Source organism: Micromonospora sp. CNZ296, assembly GCF_007827635.1.
This window is the reverse complement of record NZ_VISW01000035.1, coordinates 1-15242: the sequence shown is the minus strand read 5'-3', so window position 1 is coordinate 15242 and position 15242 is coordinate 1. Positions and strand designations below refer to the sequence as shown.

At 69.8% G+C, this 15242-nt stretch carries 12 protein-coding genes, 1 tRNA gene, 2 pseudogenes and 1 riboswitch; of the genes and pseudogenes, 10 read left to right on the top strand and 5 right to left on the bottom strand.

Annotated features, from left to right (window positions below; translation table 11 throughout):
* Positions 1-132: 132 nt before the first annotated feature.
* Entirely contained in the window at positions 133-2331 is a 2199-nt protein-coding gene (locus tag FB455_RS32570) for a (Fe-S)-binding protein (RefSeq protein WP_013283317.1), read from the top strand.
* 67 nt (positions 2332-2398) lie between these two features.
* Here FB455_RS32570 and FB455_RS32565 read toward each other — a convergent pair whose 3' ends face one another.
* On the bottom strand, positions 2399-3076 hold the full coding sequence (locus FB455_RS32565) for a GOLPH3/VPS74 family protein (protein ID WP_256092883.1): 678 nt from the start codon (positions 3074-3076) through the stop codon (positions 2399-2401).
* An 82-nt stretch (positions 3077-3158) separates the two neighbouring features.
* Between FB455_RS32565 and FB455_RS32560 the strand changes: the two genes are divergently transcribed.
* The 3 genes from FB455_RS32560 to FB455_RS32550 all read left to right on the top strand — a co-directional run bounded on the left by FB455_RS32560 (position 3159) and on the right by FB455_RS32550 (position 6644).
* The gene (locus tag FB455_RS32560) at positions 3159-4466 is read left to right on the top strand and encodes a hemolysin family protein (RefSeq protein WP_145755729.1); all 1308 of its coding nucleotides are present in this window, start codon (positions 3159-3161) and stop codon (positions 4464-4466) included.
* A complete protein-coding gene (locus FB455_RS32555; RefSeq protein ID WP_013473368.1) occupies positions 4459-5463 on the top strand; it encodes a hemolysin family protein in 1005 nt (334 codons plus the stop codon). The genes FB455_RS32560 and FB455_RS32555 overlap by 8 nt, the downstream gene beginning before the upstream one ends.
* Positions 5464-5633: 170 nt before the next feature.
* Positions 5634-6644, top strand: coding sequence for a C40 family peptidase (locus FB455_RS32550; protein WP_013283321.1), 1011 nt, complete (start codon positions 5634-5636; stop codon positions 6642-6644).
* Positions 6645-6714: 70 nt separating this feature from the next.
* Here FB455_RS32550 and FB455_RS32545 read toward each other — a convergent pair whose 3' ends face one another.
* Positions 6715-8748 carry an N-acetylmuramoyl-L-alanine amidase gene (locus FB455_RS32545; RefSeq protein WP_030269657.1) on the bottom strand — a complete coding sequence of 678 codons (2034 nt, stop codon included), beginning with the start codon at positions 8746-8748 and terminating at the stop codon, positions 6715-6717.
* Between the two features lie 238 nt (positions 8749-8986).
* Positions 8987-9121, top strand: a riboswitch (cyclic di-AMP (ydaO/yuaA leader).
* Positions 9122-9134: 13 nt separating this feature from the next.
* On the opposite strand from FB455_RS32545, the gene FB455_RS32540 reads away from it, so the two are divergent.
* Entirely contained in the window at positions 9135-10166 is a 1032-nt protein-coding gene (locus FB455_RS32540; RefSeq protein WP_030269659.1) for a C40 family peptidase, read from the top strand.
* A 64-nt stretch (positions 10167-10230) separates the two neighbouring features.
* Here the strand turns inward: FB455_RS32540 and dcd are convergent, their stop codons facing one another.
* On the bottom strand, positions 10231-10809 hold the full coding sequence (dcd, locus tag FB455_RS32535; protein ID WP_013283324.1) for a dCTP deaminase: 579 nt from the start codon (positions 10807-10809) through the stop codon (positions 10231-10233).
* Positions 10810-10887: 78 nt separating this feature from the next.
* Here dcd and FB455_RS32530 point away from each other — a divergent pair, with 78 nt between their 5' ends.
* The gene (locus FB455_RS32530) at positions 10888-11433 is read left to right on the top strand and encodes a pyridoxamine 5'-phosphate oxidase family protein (RefSeq protein ID WP_030269661.1); all 546 of its coding nucleotides are present in this window, start codon (positions 10888-10890) and stop codon (positions 11431-11433) included.
* A gap of 69 nt (positions 11434-11502) precedes the next feature.
* Here the strand turns inward: FB455_RS32530 and FB455_RS32525 are convergent, their stop codons facing one another.
* Positions 11503-12495: a zinc metalloprotease gene (locus tag FB455_RS32525; RefSeq protein ID WP_013283326.1), complete on the bottom strand. Its 993-nt coding sequence runs from the start codon at positions 12493-12495 to the stop codon at positions 11503-11505.
* Positions 12496-12739: 244 nt separating this feature from the next.
* Here FB455_RS32525 and FB455_RS32520 point away from each other — a divergent pair.
* The 3 genes and pseudogenes from FB455_RS32520 (at position 12740) to FB455_RS32510 (ending at position 14423) form a co-directional block, all read left to right on the top strand.
* Positions 12740-12813 (top strand) — tRNA-Gly (locus FB455_RS32520).
* Positions 12814-12916: 103 nt separating this feature from the next.
* Positions 12917-13852 carry an NsdA family TPR-like regulatory protein gene (locus FB455_RS32515; RefSeq protein ID WP_486481631.1) on the top strand — a complete coding sequence of 312 codons (936 nt, stop codon included), beginning with the start codon at positions 12917-12919 and terminating at the stop codon, positions 13850-13852.
* 14 nt (positions 13853-13866) lie between these two features.
* Positions 13867-14423: pseudogene (locus FB455_RS32510) on the top strand (GNAT family N-acetyltransferase).
* Here FB455_RS32510 and FB455_RS32505 read toward each other — a convergent pair.
* Positions 14420-14983: a HEPN domain-containing protein gene (locus FB455_RS32505; protein WP_186461712.1), complete on the bottom strand. Its 564-nt coding sequence runs from the start codon at positions 14981-14983 to the stop codon at positions 14420-14422. The pseudogene FB455_RS32510 and the gene FB455_RS32505 sit on opposite strands and share 4 nt — an antisense overlap.
* A 165-nt stretch (positions 14984-15148) precedes the next feature.
* Between FB455_RS32505 and FB455_RS32500 the strand changes: the two are divergent.
* Positions 15149-15242: pseudogene (locus FB455_RS32500) on the top strand (IS5/IS1182 family transposase); the annotation flags it as partial.

The following is a 15242-nucleotide window of genomic DNA, read 5'->3' as shown; positions in this document are numbered from 1 at the left end:
CGGCGCTTCGGCGCCGGTCCACCTAAGGTGTGCGCAGGGCGGCGTGGCCTGGTGCGAGAAGACTCACGTTACTGCTGGGTAACCTTGCGCGTAGGCTGCACGGACAAAGCAGCAGACCGGGAGGCCAACTCGATGGGCAGCGTCCAGATCGTCACCACGATCCTCGCGGCCGCCATCACCGCCGTTGCGGTGTGGCTTGCGGTGCGCGCGGTCATGAAGATGACCGCCGTCATCCGGCTCGGCCAGCCCGCGCCGGAGCGGTTCGGCGACAAGGGCGCGCGTACGAAGAAGATGCTGGTGGAGACCGCCGGTCACACCCGCATGCTCAAGTGGAGCGTGGTCGGCGCCGCCCACTGGTTCGTGATGGTCGGCTTCATCGTGCTGTCGCTGCTGGTGCTGGAGGCCTACTTCGAGGTCGTCTCCACCGGCGGCGGGCTGCCGATCATCGGGCACTGGACGATCTTCGGTCTGGTCACCGAGTGGATCGGCATCCTCGGCCTGGTCGGCATCCTGGTGCTGATGGCGATCCGGCTGCGCAACCGGCCCGGCCGCGCGGAGAACCGCTCCCGGTTCACCGGCTCGACCATGTGGCAGGGCTACTTCGTCGAGTGGGTCGTCCTGCTGGTCCTGATCTTCGGGTTCGTGATCCGGGGCTTCAAGGTCGCCACCGACCACTTCGAGTACCCGGTCTGGGCCGCCCCGCTCAGCCACGCGGTCGGCTCGGTCCTCCCGGACTGGGAGGCGGGCGTCAGCGTCGCCGCGCTCATCAAGATCGCCATTTCGATGACCTGGCTCATCGTGATCTCGCTGAACGTCACCATGGGCGTGGCCTGGCACCGCTTCCTGGCCTTCCCGAACATCTTCTTCAAGCGCGACCCGGAGAAGCCGGCCGGTTCCGGCCTGGGCCCGCTGCGCCCGATGACCAGCGAGGGCAAGCCGCTGGACTTCGAGGAGGCCGACCCGGAGAAGGACCAGTTCGGTGTCGCCCAGGTCGAGCAGTTCACCTGGAAGGGCCTGCTCGACTTCAGCACCTGCACCGAGTGCGGTCGCTGCCAGTCGCAGTGCCCCGCCTGGAACACCGGCAAGCCGCTGTCGCCGAAGCTGCTGGTGCTGAGCCTGCGTGACCACGCGTACGCCAAGGCGCCGTACCTGCTGGCCGGTGGCGGCAAGGACCTCACCGGCGAGGAGAAGGCCACGCAGGAGCAGCTGGCCGGCGTGGACGTGCTGGCCATGGCCGAGGCGGACCGGCCGCTGATCGGTACCGCCGAGGAGGGCGGTGTCATCGACCCGGACGTGCTCTGGTCCTGCACCACCTGCGGCGCCTGCGTCGAGCAGTGCCCGGTCGACATCGAGCACGTGGACCACATCGTCGACATGCGCCGCTACCAGGTGCTGATCGAGTCGAGCTTCCCGTCCGAGGCCGGCGTCATGCTCCGCAACCTGGAGAACAAGGGCAACCCGTGGGGCGCCCCGCAGAACACCCGCGAGGACTGGACCAAGGGCCTCGGGTTCGAGGTGCCGCGCGTCGGCGAGGTCGACGACTTCGAGTACCTCTTCTGGGTCGGCTGTGCCGGCGCGTTCGAGGACCGGGCCAAGAAGACCACCCGCGCGGTCGCCACGCTGCTGAACGAGGCGGGCGTCAAGTTCGCCATCCTCGGTGAGGGCGAGACCTGCTCCGGCGACCCGGCGCGCCGCATCGGCAACGAGTTCGTCTTCCAGATGCTGGCCCAGCAGAACGTCGAGACGCTGAACGAGGCGTTCGAGGGCCGGGAGAAGAGCAAGCGCAAGATCGTCGCCACCTGCCCGCACTGCTTCAACACCCTGGGCAACGAGTACGGCCAGCTCGGCGGCGAGTTCGAGGTGGTGCACCACACCCAGCTGCTGGCCCACCTGGTCAGCGCCGGCAAGCTCACCCCGGTGCAGCCGGTCGACGGCGGCGTGACCTACCACGACCCGTGCTACCTGGGCCGCCACAACCGGATCTTCGCCGCCCCGCGCGAGGTGCTCGGCGACTCGATCCAGGGCGAGCTGACCGAGATGCCGCGTAACAGCGAGCGCTCCTTCTGCTGCGGTGCCGGCGGCGCCCGGATGTGGATGGAGGAGAAGATCGGTAAGCGGATCAACGTGGACCGGGTCGAGGAGGCCATGTCCACCGGGGCGAAGACCATCGCGGTCGGCTGCCCGTTCTGCTCGACGATGCTGAACGACGGCGTGAACGGCAAGGGCGCGGGCGAGCAGGTCGAGGTGGTCGACGTGGCGAGCGTGCTGCTGCGCTCGGTCAAGCCGGAGGCCCCGGCCGGTGAGCCGGAGGTCGCGCCGACCGCGAGCTGAGGCGTACCCCGGCAGGAAGCCGGACCACGATGGCGGCGGCACCCTTGCGGTGCCGCCGCCGTCGCGTTCAGCTGGTCGTGGTGGTCATGATGGCGGCGCTCGTCCCGGCCGTCATCGCGACCATAAGCGCGGCCTGCATCTCCTCGATCGCCTTCTTGACGGCGGCCGATGCCCAGTCACCGGCGGCGATCTCGTCGATGCGCGCCTTGACCCGCTCCTTCGGCAGCTCGCGGAAGATCTTGCGGTCCAGGCCGACCGCGCGGGTCAGCGTGAGCAGCGCGGCGGTCCGGGCGTCGACCGGGCCGTCGCCGGTGAGCGCCGCAGCCATCCGCTCCCGGGCCGCCGTCTCCACCGCCGGCTCCGCGCCGGTCGGCGAGGGATAGCGGGTACGCGGGAAGACCAGCAGCACCCGGTCGGACTCCCGGCGCAGGACCCCGGCGTCGACGAGCCCGCCGAGCACCCGGTCCGGCAGGCCCTTGGCGAGCTTGCCGATCCAGTCCTTCGGCTTGCGGGGGCGGCCCGATCCGACAGTCGCCAGAGCCTCGTCGAGCAGCGGCACGCCGGTCGGGGTGGGGTCGGTGACGACGAGCCGCTTGTCCGCCACCTCCACCCGGCCGGCCAGTGCCAGTTCCAGCAGCACCGCCCCGGCGAGGCCGTAGCCGAGGTGCGGACTGCCGAGCCGGTTCGTGCCGCCGTCGTCGTACGCGAGCAGGACCAGTTCGTCGGTGAGCAGCAGACCGTCCATGCGCACCACGCTACGGGGGGTCCGCCATCGGCGCGCGCGTGCCACAATCACGCGCATCGACGGCCTTCTGCTTCTGACGCTGTTGCCCCTGGTCGGTTTCGTGCTGCTGACCGCCGGCAACGCCTTCTTCGTCGCGGCCGAGTTCGCCCTGGTCACCGTCGACCGGGCGGAGATCGACAGGCGGGCCGACGAGGGCGACGGCCGGGCCGCCACGGTACGCCGCGCGCTGCGTGAGCTGTCCTTCCAGCTCTCCGGCGCGCAGCTCGGCATCACGCTCACCGCGTTGCTCACCGGCTACCTGGCCGAGCCCGCCCTGGCCCGGCTCTTCGCGCCGCTGCTGCACTCGCTCGGCGGCGCGGAACGCTTCTCCGGCCTGCTCGCGCTGGCGCTGGCCACGCTCATCTCGATGCTGTTCGGCGAGCTGGTGCCGAAGAACCTGGCGCTGGCCCGCCCGATGCCCGCGGCGCTCGCCACCGCCGCGCCGATGCGGGCCTTCTCCCGCACCTTCGGCTGGCTGATCCGGCTGCTGAACGAATCAGCGAACCGGCTGGTGCGCCGCCTCGGCGTGGAGCCGCAGGAGGAGCTGGCGAGCGCCCGGTCCCCGGAGGAGCTGGGCCTGCTCGCCGCCATCTCGGCCCGGGCCGGCGCGCTGCCGCCGGACACCGCGATGCTGCTGCGCCGCACCATCCGCTTCGGCGACAAGCGGGCCGCCGAGGCGATGACGCCCCGGGTGGACGTGACCGCGTTGCGCGCCACCACGACTGTGGCGGAGTTGCTGGAGGCGTCCCGGCGGACCGGCCGGACCCGGTTCCCGGTCTACGAGGAGACGCTCGACCTGGTCACCGGCGTCGCCGGGGTGCCCGACGCGCTGGGGGTGCCGCTGGCCCGCCGCGCGGCCACCACTGTCGCCGCCGTGGCCCGGGAACCGGTGTACGTCCCGGAGAGCCTGAACCTGAACGGGGTGCTGGCCGCGCTCAAGGCCGCCGGGGCGGACCTGGCGATCGTGGTGGACGAGTACGGCGGCACCGACGGCGTGGTGACGGTGGAGGATCTGGTCGAGGAACTGGTCGGGGAGATCGCCGACGAGTTCGACCCGGACGCGGTGGACGGCTTCGGGCCGGTGGAGCTGACGGTGCCCGGTGGCGAGCGCACAGTCCTGACCGACGGCGTGCTGCGCGCCGACGAGCTGGTCGAGCAGACCGGGTTCCGGCTGCCCGACGGGCCGTACGAGACGCTCGGCGGGTTCCTCATGGCGCGGCTCGGCCACATCCCGGTGCCGGGCGAGGCGGTCGACGAGGCCGGGTACGAGTTCACTGTGGTGGAGGTCGACCGGCACCGGATCGAACAGGTGCGGGTGGTACGCCCCGAGGAGCTCGACGGCGGTGCCTGAACTACTCGTCGCGGTGGGGTTGCTGCTCGGCAACGCGTTCTTCGTGGGCAGCGAGTTCGCGCTGATCGCCTCCCGCCGTACGGTCATCGAACCGCTGGCGGCGACGTCGAAGCGGGCCCGGCTGGCGCTGGCGGCCATGAACCAGATCCCGCTGATGATCGCCGGGGCGCAGCTCGGCATCACCGTCTGCTCGCTCGGCCTCGGCGCGATCGCCGAGCCGGCGCTGGCGCACCTGCTGGAGCCGGCGTTCGCCGCGCTGGGGCTGCCCGCCTCGGCGGTGCACCCGGTGTCGTTCGTCATCGCGCTCGCGGTGGTGGTGTTCCTGCACACGGTGGTCGGCGAGATGGTGCCGAAGAACATCACGCTCGCCGGGCCGGAGCCGTCGGCGCTCTGGCTCGGCCCGGCCATGCTGGCGTTCTGCCTGGCCACCAAGCCGCTGCTGCTGGCGATGAAGTGGGCGTCCCGGCAGGTGCTGCGGTGGTGGCGGGTGGAGGCGACCGATGCGGTGAAGACCGTGTTCACCGCCGAGGAACTGGCCGGGCTGGTGTCCCAGGCGCGTACCGAGGGGTTGCTGGACGCCGAGGAGCACGCCCGGATCACCGGCGCGCTGGCCCTGCACAGCCGTACCGCGGCGGACGCGCTGCAACCCTGGTCCACGGTGACCACGGTGGCCGAGGACGTCTCACCGGCGTCGCTGGAGGTGCTGGCGACCCGTACCGGCCGGTCCCGCTTCCCGGTGGTGCAGCGGTCCACCCGCCGGGTGCTCGGTTTCGTGCACGTCAAGGACGTGCTCGGGTACGCCGGGGCGAGCCGCCGCGCGCCCGTGCCGGCCGAGATCTACCGGCCGCTGGCTGTGGTGCCGCCGGACCGTACGCTCGCCGATCTGCTGCTGGCGATGCGCCGCGAACGCCGCCACATGGTGCTGGTCAGCGACGGACGCAGGCCGATGGGTGTGGTGACGCTCGACGACGTATTGACAGCCATCGTCGGAAGATGAATTGAATACCCTTGGTGTGCAACCGATTGCGGATACGTGATTGAACAAAGGGTCGCCTTGATTCCATCGGACGCCTTCCCTAATGTGAGGCACCGACCGCTGTGGGTCGTCTGCCTCGACCTTCCCTCTCGCGAGGCGCCCGGCGGTCGGTTGCAAAGGAGTCCGTGCCGGTGGCAACCACGCCCCCTCAACGTCACGCCCCGAGCGCTCCACCCGGCCGGCGGGCCGGGTTCCGACGGGTGGTACACGGTCTGGTCACCCTGGTCGCGGCCGCCGCGGTCGGCGCCGGAATGCTGACCGCCCCGGCGCACGCGGCGCCGTCGGTGGACGAGATCGACGCGCAGATCGACAAGCAGTGGCAGCAGCTCGAACCCACCATCGAGCAGTTCAACAAGGTCCGCTCGCAGCTTCGCGCCAACCAGAAGAAGTCCAAGGCGCTGAAGGACAAGATGGTGCCGCTGGAGCTGGCCTCCACGCTCGCCATGAACAAGGTCGGCGACATCGCGGCCCGCTACTACATCCAGGGCCCGTCGCAGGAGCTGGGCGCGCTGCTGGTGAACTCCAAGCCGGGCGCGCTGGCCGAGCAGCTGGTCATGCTGGACCGGATCGCCGAGGACCAGCGCCGCCAGATCGCCGGTGTGCTCAAGGTGCGCGACGAGTACAACAAGCAGAAGGAGAAGCTCGACGCGCTGATCGCGCTGGAGATCAAGCAGCAGAACGATCTCGCGGCGAAGAAGAAGCAGATCGACTCGGAGATCAAGCGGCTGACCGCCATGCTGCCGGTGACCTCGATCCGCCCGGCAGGCTGCCCCGCCGTCGACGGCGTGGTGAGCAGCGCCGCGCGGACCGCCATCAAGACGGCGTGCGCCCAGGTCGGTGACCCGTACGTGTGGGGCGCCACCGGCCCGAACTCGTTCGACTGCTCCGGTCTCACCCAGTACGCGTACAAGGCGGCGGGCATCTCGCTGACCCACTTCACCGGCGCGCAGTGGAACGAGGGCCGCAGGATCTCCCGCTCCGAGGCCCGCCCCGGTGACCTGGTGTTCTTCGGCTCCGACCTGCACCACGTCGGGCTCTATCTCGGCAACGGGGTGATGGTGCACGCGCCACGTACCGGCAAACCGGTCCAGGTGTCGAGCATCAGCACGATGCCGATCGCCGGCTTCGTCCGGGTCGCCTGACCCGGAACCCGGGCAGCGAGAAGGCCCCCGGTCCACGCGGACCGGGGGCCTTCCCGTGTGCGGTGCCGGGTCAGCGCGGCGCGCCGACCGGGGACGGCAGGATCAGCACGTCGTCCAGGTTCACGAACATGATCCGGTGACCGAACTGGACCTGCACGTAGCGGTTCTCGCCGCGGACCACGGTCCGGTCACCCGGTGCCGAACCGTCGAACGAGACCGCCCGGTAGTACTCGCCGGGCAGCACCCCGCCCACCGCGTACCGCTGGCCGGCGGCGAACGTGTACTGAAGCGGCGAGATGGTCTGGTACGGGATGGTGTCCGGGTAGGCGGCCTGCTCCGGGTAGGCCCGCCCGTACACCGGGATGGTGGCCTTGCCGGGCCGCGGCGTCACGACGAAGCCGGTGGCCCACTTGGCCGTCGGCGCGGAGGCCGGGTTGAGGAACCACGCCTTCTGACCGAGGTACCAGATCGCCGTCCAGTCGCCCTGGCGGCCGGCGAGCGCGTACGTCTGACCGGCGGAGGCGCGGGCGCCGTGGTCGGAGATGTACATGGTGTCCGGCGTGCCGTCCGGGCGCAGCCCGAGGTCGTTGACGAGCGGGGCGTCCGGGCTCGGCGCGGTCCGCAGGATCACCGACGAGGAGCCGCGCGACGGGCACGGCTGCGCCGGCGGCCGGGGCGTCGGGACGCCGGGCGGCTGCTGGTTGCAGCCGAAGAACGCCGGCCGGTTGGTGGCGAAGTCCGGGTCGATGGTGACCAGGCCGGTACGGGGCGTGCCGGTGCTGCGGAACGGCGCCTTCATCAGGTCGAAGTAGTGCGACCAGTCCCAGTACGGTCCCGGATCCCAGTGCATGCCGCCCACGTTGGCGGCGGTGATGCCGGGCACGTTGTCGTGGCCGATGATGTGCTGCCGGTCCATCGGGATGCCGAGCTTCAGCGCCAGGTGACGCACCAGCTTGGCGGAGGTGCGGTACATCGCCTCGGTGTACCAGGTGCCCTGACCGGCGAAGCCCTCGTGCTCCAGGCCGATGGACTTGGCGTTGACGTACCAGTTGCCGGCGTGCCAGCCGACGTCCTTGGTCTTGATGTGCTGGGCGATGTAGCCGTCCACCGAGCGCAGCGTGTAGTGCCAGCCCAGGTAGTCGGCCCGCTTCACCAGGTCGACGCTCGGGCCGAAGTAGCCCTCGGTGTCGTGGATGACGATGTACTCGATCTTCTGCTGCTTCGGCCGGTCGCCCAGGTCGTGGTTGCCGTAGTCGCCCGGGTCGTCGCTGAGCTGCTCGTACGGCGCGGGGATCCACTCGCAGGCCAGCCGCACCGGGCACTCCAGCCCGTCCGGCCGCTCGGCGTTGCGCAGGCCCAGGCGGGCCAGGCGGGAACGGTCCGGCTTCGCGGCGGTGGCGGCGAGCGTGACCCGCTGGCCGTCGTCGGTGGTGCGGCTGGCGCCCTGGCCGAGCTGGTCGTAGACCTCGTCGGCGAAGGCCGCCGCGGCGTCCGAGGTGTCCGCGCCGGAGTACCGGGCCACCGCGCCGTACCAGGCCGCCGGGTCGGTGCCGGCGCCGACCGGCCCACCCAGAGCCTTCTGGTACGACGCCAGCAGCGCGGCGCCACCGCGGATGTTCGCGGCCGGCTCGGTGCGCAGCGTGCCCGCGTCGAGCCCGGTGAGCGCGGCGGCGGCGTCGAGCGTCTGGAGCGAGGCCGGCGGCAGCGGGGTCTCCCGCTCCGGCGCGGCGGCGGTGGCCGGGTCGAGCTTCAGCGGCCGGGAGTCGTCGCCGCGCGGGTCCTCGTCCTCGTCGACGTGGGCGCTGCCCGGCATGGCGAGGATGTGCGCGGCGTCGGTCAGGTGCATCGGGCCGTAGCCGCCGCTGGTGCTCGGCTGCCCGGTGTGGGTGTCCCAGCGGGACTCCAGATAGGAGACACCGAGCAGTACGTTCTGCGGTACGCCGTACTCTGCCGCGGCGGCGGCGTATTGTTGTTGCCGGTCGCTCGCGGACGCAGACGTGTCCGGCGCGGCGGTCACCGGGCCGGTCGCCGCCAGCGCGGTGGCTGTCGCCACTGCGGCGGCGAGCAGTATCCGTCTGCCCGACGGCGGGGCGGAGAGGTGCATCGAACCTCCTGGACAGGGATGGGGGTCACTGCGTTTCCACCCTCACTCCGCACACCCGCGAGGGTCAATACCTTTCCAGTGAGTAATCAGCCTTGAAAGAAAATTTCACCTCCGACCGAGGTGCGGCGCCTCATCGCGTACGGAGTGTCACGGCGCTGGAAGTTGCGGATCGATAACGGTGGTCCCTACTCTGGTGAATCGTCGGCCGCACGTCTCACCGTCCAACCCGGTCGGTGACGGTCCGACACCGCCGAGTCGCCTCCGGGCGAGCCGGGGAACCAGGTACCTGGGGTGAATCCGCAGCGATGCGGTAGGGCGGCTCCCTTCCCGCCCGAATCCGTCAGCTAACCCGGTAGGCGGTACGGAAGAAGGAGTACGGACGCCCGGTGGCACTCCATGCCCCGCGGCCGTCGTCGAGCCGGTCGGTCGACCGGTCCACGGCTGTGCCGCGTACCCGCTGGTCCCGCTTCACCACAGCCCTCGCCGCTCTCGTCGGCACCGCAGTCATCCTGACCGGTGGCGCCACGGCGGCACACGCCGAACCCTCGGTCGCCGAGATCGAGGCGCAGATCGACCGCGACTGGAACAAACTCGAACCGGTCATCGAACAGGTCAACGCCGTACGCGAGCAGCTCGCCGCGCGGCGCAAGCAGGCCGACGCGCTCGGCCGGCAGATCGCACCCCTTCAGGCCCGGGTGGACGCCGCGCTCGGCCAGGTCGGCGGACTCGCCGCCGACGCCTACAAGGGTGACAACCTCTCCACCGTCAACGCGCTGCTGGGCAGCCGCTCACCCGGTGACCTGGTCAACGGCCTGGAACTGCTCGACCGCTTCGCGCACCGCCAGCACGAGCAGGTGCGCTCCGTCGCCGCGCTGCGCGACGAACTGGCGGCGAAGAAGAAGCCGCTGGACGAGATGATCGCCGGACTGGCGCGTACCGAGGCCCAGCTCGCGGCGAAGAAGAAGCAGATCGACGCCGAGATCGCCCGGCTGCAGAAGCTGCGGCTCAAGGTGTACGGCAACGGTGGCGGCGGCCCGCTGCGCCCGGCGCCCTGCCCCGCCGGTTACCCCGGTGGCGCTGCCGGAGCGGCGGTCAAGTTCGCCTGCGCCCAGATCGGCAAGATCTACGTGTGGGGCGCGGCCGGGCCGGATCACTTCGACTGCTCGGGCCTGACCATGGCGGCCTGGGCCAAGGGCGGTGTCTCGCTGCCGCACAACGCGCGCCAGCAGCACGGCATGACGAAGCGGGTGAGCCGGGCCGAGCTGCGCGCCGGTGACCTCGTCTTCTACTACAGCGACCTGCACCACGTGGCGATGTACGTGGGCGACGGCTGGGTGGTGCACGCCTCCCAGTCCGGCAAGCCGATCACCATGAAGCGGGTCGACGACGGCGACATCAACAGCTACGGCCGGGTGTAAGGAAGGGCCCCCTCTTAACGCCTCCGGTAGAGGAGGGGGCCCCTATTAACAACTGTGGGCGCCGTCAGCGGGTCGGCCAGGTGCGCCAGCTCTGCCAGGATCGGCTCGGCGTCGGTCCGCGCTGCCCCTGGTAACGCGACCCGTAGACGGCCGAGCCGTACGGGTGCTCGGCCGGCGAGGAGAGCCGGAAGATGCAGAGCTGGCCGATCTTCATGCCCGGCCAGAGCGTGATCGGCAGGTTCGCCACGTTCGACAGCTCCAGCGTGACGTGACCGGAGAAACCCGGGTCGATGAAGCCGGCGGTCGAGTGGGTCAGCAGCCCCAGCCGCCCGAGGCTCGACTTGCCCTCCAGCCGGCCGGCGAGCTGGTCACCCAGCGAGATCACCTCAAGGGTGGAGGCGAGCACGAACTCGCCCGGGTGCAGCACGAACGGCTGCCCCTCCGGCACCTCCACCATCGAGGTCAGGTCGTCCTGCTGGATCGACGGGTCGATGTGCGTGTAGAGGTGGTTGTTGAAGACCCGGAACAGCCGGTCCAGGCGTACGTCGATGCTCGACGGCTGCACCAGCGTGGGCTCGAAGGGCTCCAGCGCGAGCGTGCCGGCCTTGATCTCGGAGACCAGGTCGCGGTCGGAGAGCAGCATCGGAACACCATAGCGACAGGTGCCGGTGACCTGCGTGTCGCACTACATCTTCGTACACGTGTTCGATAGAGTGTCCACATGGCTTCCTGGTCCGAATTCGCCGCCGACGAGCCCCGCCTCGCCGACGAGATCCGCCTCCTGATGCAGCAGTACGGGCCGGGCTTCGGCTACCTCGCCACGGTCCGCGCCGACGGCGGCCCCCGGGTCCACCCGGTCTCCCCGGTGTTCACCGCCGACGGCCTCTGGTGCTTCGTCATCGACTCGCCGAAGCGCCGCGACCTCGAACGCGACGGCCGCTACGCGCTGCACTCGTTCCCGCCGGAGGAGAGCGACGACGAGGCGTACGTGGCAGGCCGCGCCCGGCCGGTGACCGACCCCGCCACGGTGGCCCGGCTGGCCCGGATCGGCCGCGCGTCGCCGCAGGGCGACTGGCGGCTGTTCGAGTTCACCGTCGAGGCGGCGATGCTGACGCGGCGCGACCCGGTGGCGCAGCCCGGCGCCGCTCCGCCGCAGGTGCGGGTCTGGCTCGATCCGCGCGCGGCCGAACCCGCCCGGCGTGACCCGCTCGCCGCCGAGGGGCGGCGTGGCCGGCACGGCTTCGACACCCGCCGCCCGGCCGCCTGACCCGGCCCACGACGAAACGGTGCCGGCCCCGTCCGAGGACAGGGCCGGCACCGGTACGCGGTACGACGGTCAGGCTGCGCGGTAGGCGTTCCACGCGGTGAGCATGCGGCTCGCCTGGCCGGCGGTGAACTGGTACATGCAGGAGTCGTACGTGTAGTCCATGAAGTTGGTGATCGGGTCCTTGCCGGCGGTCGAGCAGGTGTCGCGGCCGGTCGGGCACTGGTACGCCGGGGACGCCTCGGCCGGGGTGTCGGAGACGCTGTCGCCCGAGCCGGAGCAGCCGCCCTGGAAGGTGTGGTAGAGGTTCAGCCAGTGGCCGACCTCGTGGGTACCGGTGTCACCCTGGTTGTAGTTGGTCGCGGTGCCGCCGGGCAGCGACTCGTTCAGCACGACCACGCCGTCCATCTTGTCCAGCGTCCGCTTCGGGAACGTCGCCCAGCCCAGCAGGCCGTTGCTCAGCTCGCCGAGGTAGATGTTCAGCGTGTTCTTGCCGCCCTCACGCAGCGAGGTCTTCATCGAGCGCTCGGCGGAGGAGCCCTGCACGATCGGGTACCACGACGGGTTCGTCACCCGGTTGATCTTCGTGAGCTGGAACCCGAAAGCGGTGGCGGCGCCGCCGGTCGAGCCCGCGTACGACTGGTTCAGCACGGTGATCTGCTGGTTGATCATCGAGTCGGTGATGTTGCCGCCGGCCCGGGTGCTGTTCTCCTGGATGACGTGCACGACGACCGGGATGGTCACGGTGGCCAGCGGGGCGACGGCGCCGGTCCGGAAGCTTGCCCGCTCGCGCTGCGCGGCGGCGAGGTCGGCCTCACGGTCACGGACCTGCTTGGCGGTCAGGTGATTGGGGTCGAGCTTGGCGTTGCCGCCCTTCGCGACGCGCGCGTTCGCGTGTTCGTCGGCGTGGGCGTCGGCCGGCTCGGCGCAGACGCCGGCCGGGGCGGCCGAGAAGGCCGAAGCAGCGGGGACGACGCCGACGGCGGCGGTGCTGAGCAGCAGCGCGAGGGTCGACGTCGCGACACCGGCGGTACGCCGGGTCAGCAGGTTGGGACGGAGTCCCATGGGCCCACCTCTTTCTGACGGCGTGCCAGGGGGTGTGTCACGCCGGTTCGGAAACGTGGGGCAGACGTTACATCCCATCGACGCATTTGAGAACGCCCATACGTTGTCGACGTTGGCGCTTGATCCACTCCAGCTCGGGGAGGTGGCGGGGTCAACCGCCCGCCGATGCCGCCACCTCGCCGAAGTGGCGCGCGGGCACCTGGATGCACAGGGGTGGTGACCTTCAGGTAGAGTGGTGCCGCCTGCGGGTGTAGTTCAATGGCAGAACATCAGCTTCCCAAGCTGACAGTGCGGGTTCGATTCCCGTCACCCGCTCCAACGTGAGGCCCCAGCTCAGGACAGCTTTCCTGGCCGGGGCCTCAGTCGTTGCTACCGCTCCTTGCGCTGGCCGTGCCCGCTACGTGCCCGATCACGGCCCTTCTTGATCTGCTCGCTGAGCGACGACGTCCAGCGCTTGGCGCTGGCCTACCCGCAGCGCCCGCTCACTGAACTGTTGAGTGACATGGTCGAAACCCAGGACACCCTCTTCGCCCTACTGGAGCGGAGGCAGACGCCGCAGCAGGCCCGGCAACTGCACTTCCTCACCGCCGTCACGAGCGGGCTCCTGGCCAAGGCGTCCCACGACCTCGCTGACCCGCATGCCGCGATGCTGCAAGCGCGCACCGCCGTCCTCTGCGCCGACCAGGCCGACCACAACGGGCTGAGGGCCTGGCTTCGCGGCCTCCAATCCATGGTCGCCTACTGGGCCGGTCGGTATGCCGAGGCCGTCCGGTACGCGGAGGCGGGCACCAACATCGCCGCTGGCACCGCAGGCACGACCTCCGTCTGGTTACCGGTCAGCGCAGCCCGCGGCTATGCCGCACTCGGCAACAGTGCCAAGGCCCTCAGCGCGATTCGGGCCGCCGAAGAAGCATGGAATCGCGTCGAGCCGGACGAGGTGGACGAGCTGGACGAGCTGGGCGGCATCTGCACGTTCAACCAACCCCGCACGCTCTACTGCGCCGCCGACGCCCTTGCCTGGCTGCCCAACGAGGCGGACCAGGCAGTCGACTTCTCCACCCGCGCCGTCAACGCCTACGCCAACCCCAACGACCCCGCGTGGGCCTTTGGTGACCAGGCCGGATCACACTCTGACCTGGCGATCGCACGGATCGCCGCGCGGGATCTGGAGGGCGCCGTCGAGGCCGTAAGGCCGGTGCTCGAACTGCCGCCGAGCCAGCGCATCAACGGGATCATCCACTCGGTGCAGCGTGTGCACCAGGCCGTCACCCGGGCCGGGCTGGCGGTCGAGGGGCGAGACCTGCTCCAGCAGATCGAGGACTACACGAGCACGCCGCTGAAAGCCCTTCCCAGGTAGGGCAAGATCGGGGCATGTACCCCGTGACGTTGAAGGGCCGCGCCGTCATCCTGCGAGAGTTCCGCAGCGACGACGCGGCCCCTTCTCTTGCCCTCGTAGGCGACGAACGCGTGACGCAGTGGCTCTCGTTCGACAGCCGGGATCTTGAAGCCGCGACGGCGATGATCGAGGGAGCGGTGGCCCGGGCCAAGACGGAGCCCCGCAACGAGTACTACCTAGCGGTGACCCTGCCAGGAGACGAGCTGATCGGGTTCGCTCGGCTCGGCCTCGACGGCGTGAGGGCCGCCAAGCTCGGATATGCCATCCGCGCCGACCAGTGGGCCACGGCTACGCCACCGACGCCGCCCGCACCCTGACGGACTTTGGATTTCGTGAGTTGGGCCTACACCGCATCTCCGCTGCCATCGGACCCGACAACGGCGGGTCCATAGTTGTAGCCGAACGTCTCGGGATGAAGTACGAGGGCCGCATTCGGGACCACGTCTTCACCAACGGAGCATGGCGAGACTCGCTCCTCTATGCAGTTCTAGTGGACGAGTGGCCCCCTGTTGCGAAATCGCATCAACGCTAGGTTGCACGCGATCGCGCATAATTAATCATCTCGTCGACCGTGCCTAAAAGTCGATTAAGCTCTTCATCGGAAATATCAAGGTTCCCGTCAGCGTATCGCGCCGCCGATCGTGCGCCATGCAACGCTCTTAGCGTCTCAGCATGGCTGCTGGGTGCGTTGGCGTGTGCCACCCACTGGTCGAGCCATTCCTGCCGGTACGAGTGATTCTTGGTCCGCTCCTGCTGTAGCAACATGTTCGCCTGCACTGTCAGTTCTGCCGCAGAGTAGGCGACGTCGCATGCAACGGCAGGTGTCGTTTCAGAGCAACCACGCGCTACAGAAAGAAATTCTTCAGCACGCCGAAGAAGCCCGGCAACCTGCTCGCGGTTGTAGCGAAAGTCGAATGTCACGTACCTTTTGCCACCGATGGTCGCAAGGCATACGTACCCACTGTTGGGACCCACATCCGGTGGCAAGACTGCAAGGACTTCTTGGATATCGGCTTCGGTGACCGGCTGCCCCTCTTCGACCTTTGAGGCCCTAACCTGAACCGAAACCTGCGCTTGATCGTTGATCCACACCCTTGGGTGCTTTCGACTCGGATCGATCTCTACCACTACCTTGAGCCATTTTCATCGTGACGGCGCAGGTCACGGGCGGTGTGGGAGGCCGGTGTCCAGGTAGGACGAGGCTCCCGGTAAGACAGCAATCGACCAAGATCAGATGCCCCAACCGGGAGCCTCGCTGTGCTGTCTTACCCTGCCGCGATTCCGTTGTCCACCCGCAGCCTGAACCACCTCGCCGCCCTCATCCGAACCCGCCGCCAGCAGCAACGGTCTC

Coding starts and splice junctions, on each gene's coding strand:
- FB455_RS32570 (WP_013283317.1), top strand. CDS start 133: ATGGGCAGCGTCCAGATCGTCACCACGATCCTCGCGGCCGCCATCACC.
- FB455_RS32565 (WP_256092883.1), bottom strand. CDS start 3,076: ATGGACGGTCTGCTGCTCACCGACGAACTGGTCCTGCTCGCGTACGAC.
- FB455_RS32545 (WP_030269657.1), bottom strand. CDS start 8,748: ATGCACCTCTCCGCCCCGCCGTCGGGCAGACGGATACTGCTCGCCGCC.
- dcd (WP_013283324.1), bottom strand. CDS start 10,809: ATGCTGCTCTCCGACCGCGACCTGGTCTCCGAGATCAAGGCCGGCACG.
- FB455_RS32530 (WP_030269661.1), top strand. CDS start 10,888: ATGGCTTCCTGGTCCGAATTCGCCGCCGACGAGCCCCGCCTCGCCGAC.
- FB455_RS32525 (WP_013283326.1), bottom strand. CDS start 12,495: ATGGGACTCCGTCCCAACCTGCTGACCCGGCGTACCGCCGGTGTCGCG.